The organism is Pseudomonas sp. Marseille-Q8238, assembly GCF_965111915.1.
This window is the reverse complement of sequence record NZ_CBCOPI010000001.1, coordinates 1,868,611-1,884,565: the sequence shown is the minus strand read 5'-3', so window position 1 is coordinate 1,884,565 and position 15,955 is coordinate 1,868,611. Positions and strand designations below refer to the sequence as shown.

12 protein-coding genes are annotated in these 15,955 nt (G+C 59.7%); 8 read left to right on the top strand and 4 right to left on the bottom strand.

Annotated features, from left to right (window positions below; genetic code table 11):
• Window positions 1-111: 111 nt before the first annotated feature.
• On the bottom strand, window positions 112-843 hold the full coding sequence (locus ACWPW0_RS08680; protein ID WP_454255067.1) for a sulfite exporter TauE/SafE family protein: 732 nt from the start codon (window positions 841-843) through the stop codon (window positions 112-114).
• A gap of 116 nt (window positions 844-959) precedes the next feature.
• Between ACWPW0_RS08680 and ACWPW0_RS08675 the strand changes: the two genes are divergently transcribed.
• The 8 genes from ACWPW0_RS08675 to ACWPW0_RS08640 all read left to right on the top strand — a co-directional run bounded on the left by ACWPW0_RS08675 (window position 960) and on the right by ACWPW0_RS08640 (window position 10,822).
• A complete protein-coding gene (locus ACWPW0_RS08675; protein ID WP_454255066.1) occupies window positions 960-1,889 on the top strand; it encodes a LysR substrate-binding domain-containing protein in 930 nt (309 codons plus the stop codon).
• A gap of 252 nt (window positions 1,890-2,141) precedes the next feature.
• A complete protein-coding gene (locus ACWPW0_RS08670; RefSeq protein ID WP_454255065.1) occupies window positions 2,142-3,320 on the top strand; it encodes an MFS transporter in 1,179 nt (392 codons plus the stop codon).
• A gap of 219 nt (window positions 3,321-3,539) precedes the next feature.
• Window positions 3,540-4,055, top strand: a complete 516-nt coding sequence (locus tag ACWPW0_RS08665; protein ID WP_454255064.1) for a sigma-70 family RNA polymerase sigma factor — start codon at window positions 3,540-3,542, stop codon at window positions 4,053-4,055.
• Entirely contained in the window at window positions 4,052-5,020 is a 969-nt protein-coding gene (locus tag ACWPW0_RS08660; RefSeq protein ID WP_454255063.1) for a FecR domain-containing protein, read from the top strand. Before ACWPW0_RS08665 ends, ACWPW0_RS08660 begins: the two co-directional genes overlap by 4 nt.
• Before the next feature lie 103 nt (window positions 5,021-5,123).
• Complete coding sequence (locus ACWPW0_RS08655) at window positions 5,124-7,634, top strand: TonB-dependent siderophore receptor (RefSeq protein WP_454255062.1); 2,511 nt, start codon at window positions 5,124-5,126, stop codon at window positions 7,632-7,634.
• Between the two features lie 519 nt (window positions 7,635-8,153).
• The gene (locus ACWPW0_RS08650; protein WP_454255061.1) at window positions 8,154-9,137 is read left to right on the top strand and encodes a DUF1852 domain-containing protein; all 984 of its coding nucleotides are present in this window, start codon (window positions 8,154-8,156) and stop codon (window positions 9,135-9,137) included.
• A gap of 27 nt (window positions 9,138-9,164) precedes the next feature.
• Window positions 9,165-10,199 carry a methionine synthase gene (locus tag ACWPW0_RS08645; protein ID WP_454255060.1) on the top strand — a complete coding sequence of 345 codons (1,035 nt, stop codon included), beginning with the start codon at window positions 9,165-9,167 and terminating at the stop codon, window positions 10,197-10,199.
• Window positions 10,200-10,312: 113 nt separating this feature from the next.
• Window positions 10,313-10,822, top strand: a complete 510-nt coding sequence (locus ACWPW0_RS08640) for a flavin reductase family protein (RefSeq protein ID WP_454255059.1) — start codon at window positions 10,313-10,315, stop codon at window positions 10,820-10,822.
• A gap of 76 nt (window positions 10,823-10,898) precedes the next feature.
• On the opposite strand, the gene ACWPW0_RS08635 is transcribed toward ACWPW0_RS08640, so the two are convergent.
• The 3 genes from ACWPW0_RS08635 to ACWPW0_RS08625 all read right to left on the bottom strand — a co-directional run bounded on the left by ACWPW0_RS08635 (window position 10,899) and on the right by ACWPW0_RS08625 (window position 15,608).
• A complete protein-coding gene (locus ACWPW0_RS08635; protein ID WP_454255058.1) occupies window positions 10,899-11,642 on the bottom strand; it encodes a class I SAM-dependent DNA methyltransferase in 744 nt (247 codons plus the stop codon).
• Between the two features lie 208 nt (window positions 11,643-11,850).
• Window positions 11,851-13,188 (bottom strand): LLM class flavin-dependent oxidoreductase, encoded by a 1,338-nt coding sequence (locus ACWPW0_RS08630; RefSeq protein WP_454255057.1) that lies wholly within the window; start codon window positions 13,186-13,188, stop codon window positions 11,851-11,853.
• 68 nt (window positions 13,189-13,256) lie between these two features.
• Window positions 13,257-15,608, bottom strand: coding sequence for a TonB-dependent receptor (locus ACWPW0_RS08625; RefSeq protein WP_454255056.1), 2,352 nt, complete (start codon window positions 15,606-15,608; stop codon window positions 13,257-13,259).
• Window positions 15,609-15,955 lie beyond the last annotated feature (347 nt).

The window sequence follows — 15,955 nt, the reverse complement described above, 5'->3', positions numbered from 1 at the left end:
TTTCTAACTTGTCATAACAAGTTGTGACCAGAAGATAGCGGATATAAAAAAGGAATCGGAAATATTTTTATTGCATAAGCATATGGCCGGGTGAGACCTGGTCAGCGTGCATCAAAACCCAGCCCGTAAAATGGCATGTAACCCCAGCACCACCAGCCCGCCGAAGAACAGCTTGCGAAAGGTCTGTTCGCTAAGGCGCTGGCGCACACGCTGCCCCACTTCCAGGCCGATCAGCGCTGGCACCAGCATCAGCCAGGAAAGCCCCATGCCTTCGATCTGCAAACCGCCCTGCATCAGCAGGCCGATTCCAAGGGCGATGGTGGAAACGGTGAACGACAACCCGAGGGCCTGGATCAGGCTGTCCTTGTCGAACCTCAATGCCTGCAGATAAGGCACCGCCGGAATCACGAATACGCCGGTGGCTCCGGTGATCAACCCGGTGAGCAGGCCTACCAGCGTAGAACGGGTGGCTTCGCCCTTGCCTGAGACTCGCCAGCGCCACGAACGCAGCCCCATGACGCCATAGGCGACCAGGCACAGGCCCAGGCAAACCGATGCCCACTGACTGTCGCTGGCCACCAGCCAGGGCGTGGTCAGCAATGTTCCCAGGCTCAGTGCCAATAACATCGGCCACAGCCGCTTGATCAGCGGGAGCAGGGCCGGGCCGCTGAACAGTTGCCAGAAATTGGTGATCAGCGAAGGAATCAGCAGCAACGCCGTGGCCTCCCCCGGTGAGACGACGATCGCCAGCAAGCCCACGGCCACGGTCGGCAGCCCCATGCCCAGCACGCCCTTGACCATGCCTGCCAGTAGAAAGACCAGCAGCGAAAAAACCATCACCATGCCCCGACACTCCTGCGAAATTTCCGTTAGGGTGCGTGAGCATTAGCCATGGCAGAATCTGTATTTACCGAGCCCAGGCTCAGGCCTGCACGAAACCTCACGCAAATGGGTGGACCATGCGTTTCGATCTGATTGACCTGAAGCTGGTCCTGGCCATCGCTGAATCCGGCAGCATCACCGGTGGTGCCGAGCGCAGCCATATGGCGCTGGCTTCGGCGAGCGCTCGGGTCAAGGGCATGGAAGACACCCTTGGCACACTTCTGTTCGAACGCCAGCGCCACGGTGTAACGTCCACGCCGGCCGGCCGCGCCCTCATCCACCATGCCCGCACGGTGGTGCAGCAACTGGAAATGATGGCCAGCGAGCTCGGCGACTACGCCGCAGGGCTGCGTGGTCGTGTGCGTCTGCTGAGCAATACCACCGCGCTGGTCGAACACCTGCCCGCCGCGCTCGGCGAATACCTGGTGGCCCACCCGCAGGTCGATCTGGATATCGAGGAAAAGCCCAGCCATGCCATCGTCCACGCCCTGGTCAGCCGGCAGGCCGAACTCGGCGTACTGGCGGACAGTGCCGACATGAGCGGCCTCGAATGCCGACCCTATCGCGCCGACCCGCTGTACCTGATCACAGCCCGCGGCGCCAACGCCAATTCGTCCCTGGCGCCGCTCTACTTCGACGAGGTACTGGACCACGCCTTCATTGGACTGGACAGCCACAATCCCCTGCAGGCGCACCTGGCCGGCAAGGCCCTGAAGGTCGGCCGGCACTTGAACATGCGGGTTCGGGTGAACAGCTTCGAGGCCATCTGCAGCCTGGTCGCTCGCGGCGTGGGCGCCGCCGTCATCCCGCTGGCGGCGCTGGAACGCTCGCCATCGCGCGGCCAGTTGCAGGCCACGCCCCTGAAGGATGCCTGGGCCATGCGCACGCTGCACCTGTGCACCCTGCGCTTCGCCGACCTGTCGCCCCATGCGCTGGCCCTGGCTGACTGCATCCTGGCCTCGGGACACAATGAAACAGAGACTTCTACCTCCTGCCCCACGCGTTAATGGCCACCCTCGGTGTCACGGTGGAAGGCGACGCGCAGCGCCTCAATCGCCTGGCGTGCCGACGGATTACCCGAGAAAGTGCCTGATAGAAGCTGCACGAAAGCGCCGTGAAGCGGATAATGCCGGGGCTGCATGCCTCCCAATAAGAAACACCCCCTGTCCCTGCCCAATATTGCCGATACCTTTCTTCCTGAAAGGTGCGCTGCGTAGCTCTTTATCTGCGGCACCGCCGCCAACCGAGACACCTGTCAGATGAGTTCGAGATCCCTGTTCTCCTTGCCCCTGTTGGCGCTGGCCCTTGGCAGTTTTGTCGTAGGCAGCAGCGAGTTCATCATCATGGGCTTGCTGCCCGAAGTCGCCGCCGACCTGCGGGTGAGCCTGGCCGATGCCGGCTTGCTGGTCAGTGCCTATGCCATGGGCGTGGTGATTGGTGCACCGCTGCTCGGGCCATTGCTCGGGCGCCTGCCCCGTCGACGCGCCCTGCTCTGGCTGATGTCCGCCTACACACTGGGCAACCTGGGTTGCGCATTGGCGCCGGACTACAACTGGCTGATTTCGATGCGCATGCTCACGGCCATGAGCCATGCCGGCTTCTTCGGTTGCGCCACCCTGCTGGCCTCCGAGCTGGCACCGCCTCATCGCAAGGCCTCGGCCATGGCCCTGGTGATCAGTGGCCTGACCATCGCCAACGTGCTGGGCGTGCCACTCGGCGCCTGGCTGGGACAGGCTACCAGTTGGCGTATGACCTTCTTCGCCGTCTCCGCCTCCGGCCTGCTGGCATTACTCGCCCAAACGCTATGGCTGCCCACTATTCCGCTGGCACCGCGCTCGCAAGGTGGCGCCTGGAGCGGCATCCTGCGCCGCCCGGTGCTACATGCCCTGTCGGTGTGCTGCCTGTCGTCCATCGCCCTGTTCAGCGTGTTCACCTACATCAGCCCCCTGCTGCGCGACATCGGCGGGTTCAGCCCGTCGCACAGCAATGCCGCGCTGCTGATATTCGGCATCGGCCTGACCCTGGGCAACCTGCTGGGCGGGCGCATGGCCGACAAGGGTTTCCGCTACGCCCTGCCGCTGGCCTTCGGTTGCAGCATGCTGTGCCTGCTGGGCTTGTACCTGTTCATGCATGTGGCACCGCTGGTGCTGGCCACCCTCTTCGTCTGGGGCATGGCCAGTTTCGCCATCTCCACACCCCTGCAATTGCTGCTGGTGGAACAGGCCGGCGAGTCGGCCAGCCTGGCCGCGACCTTGAGCCACGCCGCCTTCAACCTAGGCAATGCCGGCGGTGCCTATTTCGGTGGGTTGTGGCTGAGCCAGCAGATGGGCCTGGACCACTTGCCGCTGCTGGGCGTCGGCCTGCTGCTGTTGAGCCTGCTGGTCTGCCTGTCACTGCCACGCCTGCGTGCAACGCGCGAGCGATTCGAGCGGCAGTGACGTCGTGCAAAGCAGGCTGATCAGCCTGCTTTCTGGCGTGAATAGGTGCACTCCAGATTACCAATTGCAGAGGCCCGGCAACGCCCCGCATCGGCTTGCATCCAAGGCTGGCATTGGCGCTTCATCGGCTTGCGGCCAGGAATCCAGATCCCCAGGTAATTGCCAAATTCAGCGCAATAGAGTCAAATTGCAAGTAATTATCATTACCGACCGTTCGCCATGTCCGTCAACGACAATGCTCTGCATTTCGCCGTCCATGAACTTTACAACACCCATAGCAGTTGGCTGCGCGGCTGGCTGCGCAAGCGCCTGGGTTGTAGCAGCGATGCCGCAGATCTTGTCCAGGACACCTTCGTCCGGGTGATCAAGACACGCCGGGCGCTGGAGATTCGCGAACCGCGACAGTACCTGAGCACCGTAGCCAAAGGTTTGGTGATCGACCTGTTTCGCCGCCGCGCACTGGAGCAAAGCTACCTCGAAGCCCTCGCCGCGCTGCCTGTCGAGGCCTACCCCTCGCAAGAAACACAAGCCATCGTTCTCGAAACCCTGATGGAAATCGACCGCATGCTCGACGGCCTGGGCGACAAGGTCAGGCAGACGTTCATCCTGTCTCAGTTCGAGGGCCTGAGTTATCCGAAGATCGCTGAGCGCCTGGGTATCTCCCTGCGCACGGTGAACAATCACATGGCCAAGGCCATGGAGCATTGCTGCCTGATGCGCATGGGCCTGTTGTGACAGCGTTGCGCCAACCCTTGAAGCCAGCGGAACGCGAAGCGCTGCGCAGCGCCGCGCAGTGGTATGCCCGGCTCTCCTCCGGGCTGGCCCCGGCCGCCGAGCAGCAACGCTGGCAGCACTGGCACGACGCCGACCCGCTGCACCAGCAAGCCTGGCAGCAGGTCGAGGCAGTTCGGCAGTTGGTGGAATACGTACCGGGGAATGTCGCATCACCAGCCCTGCAGCAGGCCGGTGAATCGCGACGCAGGGTGCTGCGCCAGTTGCTGGTGCTCGCTGGCGTCGGGGCGGTCGGATGGACGGGCTGGGAAAGCGACTGGCGGACAGCGATGGCCGCCACCCATCACACCGGTGTCGGCGAGCAGCGCGGCGTTGTGCTGGAGGATGGAAGCCGGGTCTTGCTGGACAGTCGCTCATCGCTGGACGTGCGCTTCGACAACAATCGTCGAGTCGTACGTCTGCTCAGCGGACGGGTAATGGTACAAACCGCCGCGGACTCGCTGGCGCGCCCCTTCCTGGTGGAGATTCCCCAGGGCCAGGTGCAGGCGCTGGGTACGCGCTTCACCGTGCAAACCGACGAGCGCTTCTGCGAAGTCGCCGTACTGGAGAAAACGGTGCAGATCCGGCCTGTGAATAGCGGCGATACGCTGCGCCTGGATGCCGGCCAGCAGGTGCGTTTCGACCGCACACAGTTCGGCGATCCTTGGATCAGCGATGCCTCGGTGGCCTCCTGGCGCACGGGCAACCTGATCGCTATCAAGCGCCCGTTGGGTGATCTGCTTGAAGAAATGTCGCGCTATCGTCGCGGCTGGCTGCGTTGCGACCCCTCCATTGCCAGGCTACAGATCTCTGGTGCCTTTCCCCTGGATGATACTGATCGCGCGCTCGCCGCACTGGAAAGCGGTTTCGATCTGCGCATCGTGCGTCGTACCGACTACTGGGTCAGCGTCATGCCCAAGCACGGCTGACGAGTTGCGAAATAACTTCGGCAACGTTGCACTGTTTGCTCATGTTGTTCGGCCAATCCTCAGATATGTGCCGTTTGATCGGTTTTATTTGGGGAGAAACACCATGATGTACCCGTATACGCGCGGGCTGAAGCCGTTGGCCGCAGCCCTTCGACTACGCCTTTGCGCCCTCACCCTCGTCAGCCTGCCAAGCATTGTCTGTGCTGCCGAGATCAGCGACCTGCGGCATTACCAGATCCCTGCCGGTAACCTCACCGAAACGCTCAGCGCCTTTGCCTCCGCCTCAGGCAGCGCCCTGTCGTTCGACGCCGCGTTAACCGAGGGCCGCCAGTCTGGCGAACTGCAGGGTCGCTACAGCGTCGCCCAGGGGTTTGCCGTATTGCTGCAAGGCACAGGCCTGCAAGCCGTTGCGCAAAGCAATGGCAGCTATGCACTGCGCCCGTTGATCAACAAGGAAGGCTCGCTGGAACTGGATACCACGACCATCTCGAGTCAACGCCTGGACCCAACGTCGGAAGCCACCAACGCCTATGCCGCACGCGCGGTGACCATAGGCAAGGGCGTGCACACGCTGCGCGAAACGCCCCAGGCAGTAACCGTTCTGACCCGCAAGTACATGGATGACCAGAACATCAACACCCTCGACCAGGCCATGGAGAAAACCCCTGGTATCGCGGTGTACGAGTCACCCATGGGCGGCAAATACTTCTACTCCCGCGGTTTCATGATGCAGGGGCAATACCAGTACGACGGTGTGCCTCTGGACGTAGGTGGTGAATACGTCCAGGCCAGCAGCTTCTCTGGCGATATGGCCTATTACGACCGCGTCGAAGTGCTCAAGGGCGCAGCCGGCATGATGAAAGGCTCAGGCGGTTCCGCTGGCGGAGTCAATTTCGTGCGTAAACGCGGGCAAAGTACCCCGGCTACCAACCTGACACTCTCGGCCGGTTCCTGGGACAACTACCGCGGTCAGGTGGACACCGGCGGCCCGCTTAACGAGTCGGGCACCCTGCGTGGTCGTGCGGTAGCGGCGCTGCAGGATCGCCAGTACTTCTATGATCTGGGCAAGCGCGACGACCAGATCCTCTATGGCGCCCTGGACTATGACGTAACGCCAGATACCACGGTAGGTCTAGGCGTTGCCTACGAGCGATTCGATGCCCGGCCCTGCTGGCACGGCCTGCCGCGATACAGTGATGGCAAAGACCTGAAACTCAGTCGCTCCACCTGCCTGGGAGCTTCCTGGAACACCTGGGAGAGCGAGCGCACCACCGTATTCGCCGACCTGAGCCACCAGTTGAACGATGACTGGGCCGTGAAGGTAGCCGGCGTCTGGACCCATAACGACCAGGACATCAAATACGCCCTGTCGGAGACCCCAGGCGGCGTCACCCCTGGCGCGAGCACTGCCCCCTCTTCGGTGTACTCCGGCCTGTTCGACTATGACCAGACCGACTACGGCTTCGACGCCTATGTGAATGGCAAATTCGACGCCTTCGGCCTGCAACATGAACTGGTGGTCGGGGCCAATGCCAGCCGGGCGAAAACCCGCGACCACTGGGCGCTGATCAACATGACCGGCTTGCTCGGCACCTCCCAGGACCCGCTCAACCCCAACCCGCACATTCCCGAGCCCAGCGATGGTTTCTACCCGCCCAACTCCTACCGCGGCGGCCCGGTCCCGACCGAATCGGACACCAAGCAGTACGGCACCTACGCCACGCTTCGGCTGAAGCTTGCCGAGCCATTGACCGTCGTACTGGGCTCACGCGTCAGCTGGTATCGCAACAGCCGCGACTCCTATACCCGGGCCTGGGACTACTGGCAGCACGACAAGAGCCAGGAAAATGGTGAAGTCACGCCCTTCGCAGCACTCATCTATGACCTCAACGACAACTGGTCCGTCTATACCAGCTACGCGGATATCTTCCAGCCGCAAAGCACCTATACCGATGAATCCGGTAGCCCGCTGCAACCCAAATCGGGCGCCAGTTACGAAATCGGCATCAAGGGGGAACTGATGGATCGCCGTGTCAACACGGCCTTCAACCTCTTCCGTACGGTCGAAGCTCACCGGGCTGAAGCCAACTACAACTCCTCCTGCCTCGGCTCTTCGGACGGTTTCTGCTACAGCGATGTGGGCAAGGTCAGAGCACAGGGCTTCGAAGCGGAAATCAGTGGCGAAGTCGTTGACCGGCTGCAGCTGCTAGCGGGCTATACCTACACCCAGACCAAGTATCTGGATAGCGCCAACGACAATCCGCAGGAACCTGCGTTCTCGGTCACCTACTTCCCGCGCCACCTGTTCCGCGCCTGGGCAGACTATCAACTGGCGGGTGAACTGGATCGCTGGAATGTGGGAGCCGGTGTAACGGCGCAGAGCGACGTTTCATTCCGCGACGCGAACATGGCCCCTGCGGTGAAGTCGGTGCAATCCGGTTATGGCATCTGGAGCGGGCGCATCGGCTATCGCATCGACGATAACTGGTCGGTGGCACTCAACGGCAACAACCTGCTCGACAAGAAGTACTACCAGAGCGTCGGCGCCGTGTCCTGGGGCAACTTCTATGGCGAGCCGCGTAACTTCATGGTGACGCTGAAAGGCAATTTCTGATAACTCGCACGAGAGTGCTGGCCGGGCTGTGGCGCAAGACAAAGCCCGGTCAGCAGGTAGAGAGGGCCGATGCCGGCCTACCTGTCCCTGTCCCGCCTGCTTGCATGCAACGTGCAAGCGGTTTGGGCGGCAGTGACATCACCCAACTCACATGCGCCACATCGCTATAGCTCACTGGATTTTCCGCACTCTCCTGGCTCATCCCGGCCCCAGGCACTCTCGTAACAGGTCCACTCACTGAGGCTCACACAGAGCGTATTGGACATGGAGCGGACTACGCGAAAGCCAGGGCAATTCAAAGAGGCCTGCCAGAGGAGATTCAGTAACTGCCCCCACATCATGAAGGTGACTAATACGTCAGTGAAATCAATTCATTTTCGCTCATTCAGTGCCCGACATAAAATAACGCTTAATTAAAGGGAAATAAATATTACCAAACGGATAAATCAGAAAGAAACTTGAACGTACTGAACTCAAGACATTTCGGGTTTATCTCGGCAATCAGGGCAGCAGATCATCATGAGCAACGATTTCACATTCACCATCAAGAGCCTTTGTTTCGACGAGAATTATCACCCCTCCGAAAACACGCGCATCACAACCAACTTCGCCAACTTGGCCAGAGGCGAGAGCCGCCAAGAGAATCTGCGCAACACCTTGAGGATGATTGACAATCGCTTCAATGCCCTGGCGCATTGGGACAATCCTAAAGGCGACCGTTATACCGTCGAACTTGAAATCATTTCCGTTGAAATGAACATTGATGCTGGAAGCAATGGCGCCCCTCTCCCGCTGATTGAAATATTGAAAACCCATATCATCGACCAAAAAACCAATGAACGCATCGAGGGCATTGTAGGAAATAATTTCTCCTCTTACGTACGTGACTATGACTTCAGTGTGCTATTGCTGGGACACAATAAGAATCAGCCTGAATTCAGCACGCCAACTGACTTTGGCGACCTCCACGGTAAGCTCTTCAAGTGCTTCTTGAATTCGAGCACCTACAAAGAAAACTTCAGTAAACCACCTGTTATATGCCTGAGCGTTTCGAGCAGCAAAACCTATCATCGAACTGAAAACCAGCACCCTGTATTGGGCGTTGAATACCTGCAAGATGAATATTCGCTGACTGATGAATATTTCGGAAAAATGGGGTTGAAGGTTCGTTACTTCATGCCTCCAAATAGCACTGCACCGCTGGCCTTTTATTTTTCCGGCGATTTGCTTGGTGACTACACTAATCTTGAGCTTATCAGCACCATCAGCACGATGGACACCTTCCAAAAGATTTACCGGCCTGAGATTTACAATGCCAACTCTGTAGCAGGTAAATGCTACCAGCCAAGCTTGAACAACCAAGATTACTCGGTCACTCGCATTGTTTATGATCGAGAAGAACGGAGTCGGCTCGCTATCGAGCAGGGGAAGTTTGTTGAGGAGCACTTCATCAAACCGTATCAAGCCGTTCTTGAGCAGTGGTCCGCCAGCTACGCGGCTTGAACAACCAAAAATACAAGGCCATTTATTGTGAAAAAACTGTTACCCACTTCAACTGCTGGCAGCCTGCCAAAACCCTCTTGGCTTGCACAACCCGAAACACTTTGGTCGCCCTGGAAACTGCACGATGAGGCATTGATTGAGGGCAAACACGACGCGTTGCGTTTGTCATTGCATGAGCAACAACAAGCCGGCATTGATATTGTCAGTGATGGTGAACAAACACGCCAACACTTCGTCACGACGTTTATTGAGCACCTCAGTGGCGTTGATTTTGAGAAGCGCGAGACCGTCAGAATTCGTGATCGCTATGATGCAAGCGTACCGACGGTCGTGGGCGCTGTTACTCGGCAAAAGCCAGTTTTTGTCGAGGACGCCAAGTTTTTACGTCAGCAAACCAAGCAACCCATAAAATGGGCGCTGCCAGGTCCCATGACGATGATCGATACGCTTTATGATAGCCATTATAAAAGCCGCGAAAAGCTGGCTTGGGAATTCGCCAAAATTCTCAATCAAGAAGCCAGGGAACTAGAGGCTGCTGGTGTTGATATTATCCAGTTCGACGAGCCCGCCTTTAACGTTTTCTTTGACGAAGTGAATGACTGGGGCGTTGCCACCTTAGAAAGGGCAATTGAAGGCCTTAAATGTGAAACCGCTGTGCATATTTGCTATGGCTATGGCATCAAAGCCAATACGGATTGGAAAAAGACGCTGGGGTCCGAGTGGCGCCAATATGAAGAAGCCTTTCCCAAGCTGCAAAAATCCAGCATCGATATAGTGTCGCTGGAATGCCACAACTCTCATGTCCCCATGGAGCTGATTGAACTCATTCGCGGCAAAAAAGTAATGGTAGGGGCCATTGACGTGGCCAACCATGCAATTGAAACACCAGACGACGTTGCCAATACCCTACGAAAAGCCCTTCAGTTTGTAGATGCCGACAAGCTCTACCCTTGCACCAACTGCGGCATGGCTCCTTTGCCTCGTCGAGTCGCGAGAGGCAAGCTAAATGCTTTAAGTGCAGGCGCAGAAATCGTCCGAAGAGAACTCTCGAACCCGTGTTGAACTAACGTCGGGAGTGGTGTGTGGAGAGGATTGAAACGGTTGATTGAAAACTACCTAACGGCTTCACGCCTTCATACGCACTCTCGAGTTCTGCCCAATATTCAGGATCTACCATGTCGCGCTCCAGTACTGCCATCGAGCCATTGAGCTTTCGCGAAGCGCTCGGGCACTACGCATCCGGTATCACGGTAATTACATCGCACGTTGATGACGAGCCGATTGGTTTCACGTGCCAGTCGTTCTATAGCGTTTCGATGAACCCACCGTTGGTGTCATTCAGCGTAATGTCCAGTTCCGCCAGCTATCCCAAAATCCGCCAGGCAGGTCGGTTCGCAGTCAATATCCTCTCAGGTGAGCAGGTCAAGATTTCCAACCAGTTCGCTCGGCGAGGTACCGACAAGTGGCACGGGGTCGAATGGCAGCAATCACCGTTGGGTAATCCGCTCATTGCCGGCAGCCTGCACTGGCTCGACTGCGAAATTCACGCCGAACACGCAGCAGGTGATCACATGATCGTGATTGGTGAGGTGAAAGCGTTAAACCTGCAAGAAGCGGCTGCTACGCAACCATTGCTGTATTTCAAAGGACAATATTGCAACCTCGCCGCGCATAGCGCGGTTTGAGCGCTTGCCTGCGCTGCCCTCATCGAAACCTGATTGCCATGCAGGCGGATGATGATCGACAGATCGTAGAAAGCCCCTAGCGCTTTACACAAACAAACAACGCATTCCCTGACACCCCATTCCACGGGGTGATCTTCTCGTAGTCATGTTCGAACACCTGCACATCGAACTGCTGTTCTAGCAGCGCCTGCAACTGCAAAAAGCTCAGCGCGACCATGGCGTGTTCGTCCTGCCAGGCCTGGGTCTGCCCTGCCGTGGTCTTCTCGATGCTCAAGCGCAGCGCCTGGCGTTCGCCTTCGCCGCCGTAGTACCAGCCGGAGCCGAAGGCGAAGTGGCTGCCTTCGTGCTCCGCGGTGTGCCGTACGAAGGAGGCGTTGTCGATCTTGCGCTTGTCCACGGCGTTGAAGCAGAACACCCCGCCCTCCCCGAGCGCCGCATACACACTGGCGAGGCACTGCTGCAGCTTGTCCAGCCCGGCGTTGTAGTGAATGGAGTAGAGAAAGCAGGTAATCAGGTCCAGTGGCTCGGCCACCGTGAAGTCGGCCATGTTCTGGCGAATAAAGCGCGCCTCGGGGTTGCGCTGCTGAGCGATGTCGAGCATCGGCTGGTTGATGTCCAGGCCAGCACTGTCATAGCCGAAATCAATGAAGTGGCGTACGTGGGGTCCGGTGCCGCAGGCAAGGTCCAAGTGCTTGCGTCCCGTGGTGCCGAACAGCTGGTGCAGCCGGCGTACGCTGTGGCTTTGCGCCTGATAGTCGATGTCGGCGCACATCAGGTCGTAGTAGGCAGACAGGTCGGTGTACAAGGCGTTGGAGGACATGGAAAACCAGGACAGGTTGAGCCGAGAAAATTCGGCGCGGCATGGTACCTCAAGCCGCGCCCTCCCCCTGTAAACAAAAAACCGCCGCTACAGCAGTGTCGCCCCCATCGTTGCCTACCTGCTCCTTAAAGCACTTCCCGTAGGACGCACCGCGCGCAGCAAAGGCTTCAACGCGCACGTCGGTGCGCATGGCGCGCCCTACGGAAGATTACGCACTGGCATAGCGACCAGCAGGCCGTGCCAGACCGAGGTTGTCACGCAGGGTCTTGCCTTCGTATTCGCTGCGGAACAGGCCACGGCGCTGCAACTCGGGCACCACCAGGTCGACGAACTGGTCCAGCCCTTCAGGCAGGAACGGCGGCATGACGTTGAAGCCATCCGCTGCGCCGTGGGTGAACCACTCCTCCAGTATGTCGGCGACCTGCAGCGGTGTGCCGACCACGGTGTTATGGCCACGGGCACTGGCTATCTTCAGGTACAGCTGGCGGATGGTCAGGTTCTCGCGGCGAGCCAGGTCGATAAACAGCGCCTGGCGACTCTTCATCGCGTTGCTTTCCGGCAGCTCGGGCAGCGGCCCATCGAGCGGATACTGCGACAGGTCGAAACCACCCGACATGCCAGCCAGCAACCCGAGGCCAATACGTGGGTCGATCAGGTCCTGCAGCTCGGCGAATTTGTCCTCCGCCTCGCTCTGTGTCGCACCCAGCACCGGCGAAATGCCCGGCATGATCTTCAGTTGCTCGGCATTGCGCCCGTAACGCGGCAGGCGCGCCTTCAGGTCAGCATAGAAAGCCTGGGCGCCCTCAAGGGTCTGCTGGGCGGTGAACACCACCTCGGCAGTGCGCGCGGCGAGTTCCTTGCCCGGCTCGGATGAACCCGCCTGCACCAGCACCGGGTAGCCCTGCGGCGAGCGCGGAATGTTCAGTGGCCCACGGACCCGCGGGTAATGCTCGCCACGGTGATCGAGCACGTGCACCTTGGCCGGGTCGAAGAACTGGCCGCTGGCTTTGTCGCGCACGAAGGCATCATCGTCGTAGCTGTCCCACAGGCCGGTGGCGATATCGATGAACTCCTCGGCTCGCGCATAGCGGTCCGCGTGTTCGTCGATGCGCTCCTGGCCGAAGTTCTGTGCTTCCAGGTCGACCGCCGAGGTCACCAGGTTCCAGCCGCTACGCCCTGCCGACAGGTGATCGAGCGAGGCGAAGCGACGGGCCAGCAGGTAGGGGTCGTTGAAGGTGGTCGACACGGTGCTGATCAGGCCGATGTGTTCGGTGACTGCTGCCAGGCCTGCAAGCAGGATCAACGGGTCGAATACATCGCCGCCGGTGGTCAGGCTGGACAGCGCAGGCGGACCCAGGAGTGCCAGGTTGTCAGCGAAAAAGATCGCATCGAACTTGCCGCGCTCGGCGGTCTGCGCCACCCGTTTGAAGTGGGCGAAATCCAGCCCGCCGCCCGCCCAGGCCCTTGGATGGCGCCAGGCAGCCAGGTGGTGCCCACTGGCCATCAGAAAGGCGCCAAGGCGCATCTGCCGTGGAGAAGTGCTCATGAGTTGATTCCGTCATCGAGTGCCATTCACCCAGCCTGGTCAGGCCGGGTGAATGCAGAGAGGCAAGGTCAGAAGTCGTAACGCAGACTCACACCCGCAGTGCGCGGCTGGCCCAGGTAGCCCACATAGAGGCCGTTCGAGTTGTTGGCGGTGGTCAGGTAGTACTCCTTGTCGAAGGCATTGCGCACCCACAACGAGGCATCCACTTGCCCGCCACTCAGGTCCTTGCGCACCCCCACACTGAAGTTGGCCAGACCATAGCCGTCGATTTCCGAAAGTTTGGAGTTGTCCAGGGTGCCCGGCGTATCGCTGCGGTAGGCGTAGTTGCCCGATACATACGGTTCAAAACCACTCTCCAGGTTCCAGCGGTACTCGGCACTGACGTTGCCGATCCACTTTGGCGCCCCGGCGGCACGCTGCCCGCTCAGATCCTGGGTGGGAACAGCGCTTTCAGCCGGCGCCTGGGCATCCTTGAAGGACAGGTAGGTAACGTCGTTGTACGAGCCCGTGAAATTCAGGGTCAGGCCGCGAATCGGCAGCGCGGTGACATTCAGCTCAAGCCCGCGGGAGCGCAGCTTGCCGGCGTTGGTCAGGAAGAACACGCCCGGCGCCGGGTTCGGCGAATAGCCCGTGGCCTGGTAGCCATGGATGCCGGTCCAGAACAGGTTGGCGTTGACCAGCAGGCGGTCGTCGAGCCACTGGCTCTTGATCCCCAGCTCCGCATTGTTGGCCCGCTCGGGCGCCACCAGCAGGCTCTCGGCACCGAGCGTCGGCGCCTGGCTGACGTTGAGGTTCACCCCGCCTGACTTCTCGCCGTGGGACAGAGACACATAGCCCAGGAAGTCATCGGTGAACGTGTAACTCAGCCCCAACAAGCCAGAGGGTGAGAAGTTGTACAGGCTGAGATCGCCGGAGTCGTAGGCGCCGGTCTGATTCTGGCGAACGGCTGCAGCCGTCCCACCAACCGCGACCCCACCGGTCGGGGCAAAACGCTTGACCCGTGCCTCGCGCTCTTCATAAGTACCACGAACGCCTGCGGTGAAATCGAGCTGCTGAGTCAGGTGCCAGGTGCTCTGGGCGAACAGGGCGAAACTCTTGGTCTCGCTCTTGCCGTTGGTCTTGGTTTCGACGTTGTTCAGTGCATTGAGACCCAGCCCGTTAAGCGGTGCGGGCAACAGGTACAGGTCGGCCAGCGGGCCCAGCTTGGTGAAGTTGCGGTTGCCCAGATCCTGCTTGAACGCATAGGCACCGAGCACATAATCGAACGCCCCACCAGTGGGCGATGCCAGGCGAATCTCCTGGGAGAACTGGCGATCATGCACCTCATAGCCGAGGTCGCGAATCACTGGTACATCCAACTGATCAGCGTCGTTGGCCGGGTTGAAGTGCCAGTAGCGATAAGCACTGATCGACGTCAGGGTATAGCCGCCCGCCAGGTTCCAGTTGGCCTCCAGGGAATGGCCATTCTGATGCACGCTGACGTTCTGTCGGCCATCGATATTGCTGCGACCGACGCGCTGGGTCGAACCGACCAGCGCCGCACGGTCCCAGAACTGCTTGGTGCCGCCGTAGATCACCCCACTGCCCTGGCTGGAGTTCTCCTGGTTGTACTCGCTGATCCAGCGCAGGCTGAAATCATCGTTGGGCTGGAACAGCAGTTGCGCCCGCAGCCCCTCACGCTCGCCGCCGAGCAGGTCGCGACCATCATGGTCGTTCTTCAGGTAACCATCATCACGGCTGCGGTAGAACGACACGCGACCGGCCAAGGTATCGGTCAACCCGCCGGAGACGGAGCCCTTACCTTGGAAATAACCATCCTGGCCGCCTGATACTTCGACGCTGCGCTCGGTGGTAAAGGTCGGTTTGCGCGTGGTGATGTTGAGTACACCCGCCGTGGTGTTCTTGCCGAACAGGGTGCCTTGGGGGCCGGAGAGCAGGTCGATCTGCTCGATATCCAGCAGATCGAAGACAGCCATACCTGGGCGCCCCAGGTAGACGTTGTCCAGATAGACTCCGGCGCTGCTTTCCAGGCCATCGTTGGCCGGGTTGTTACCGATGCCGCGAATGGCGAAGCTGGATACGCGCGAATGCATGTGAGCGATGTTGACACTCGGCAGCACCTGCTGCAGGTCCTGAATCTTGTACAGGCGCTGGGTCTCCAGGGTCTGTCCGGAGACGGTGGTGATTGCAGCCGGGACATCCTGAGCATCCTCGGCGCGACGCCGTGCGGTTACCGTGACCTTGCCCAGAGCCGTCGCCTGCTTGCCATCAGCCTGTTGGTCCTGGCTGGCTTGTTCCTGGGCCTCGTCCGTGGGCGCTTCCGCTGCCACGGCAACGTGCTGCATGGCCAGCAACAGGGCCAGGCCCAGGGGTTTCAGCACAGCACCGGCGAGCGCCGGTCGATGATGCAGGTACGTCATGAATACTCCTCGTCCCTTACGGGCACACTCGGCGGCGTGATCAGTGGTGGCGAATCGCTGTTCGCCTTGGGCCGGAATGCTAAGCGCAGGCTCGAAAAGAAAATGGGCTTTGTCGGACAAGCCATAGTCCGCGGCGGACAATGATCAGACCGAAGGGTGTCGTGCAGCGATCATCGAGCTAGCAGGGCGCGCCATGCTAAACGATCTCGCTGCAGAAAAATCAGTAGAGCGCGTGTAGTTGAACGGCTTTATTTCACGCGTACAGAACACACGCTAGAAGCCAGGGATAAACCTCTACGTAAGGGGCTGCTCAAGCCGTGCGCACCGGTAAGTAACGGTGCGCATCG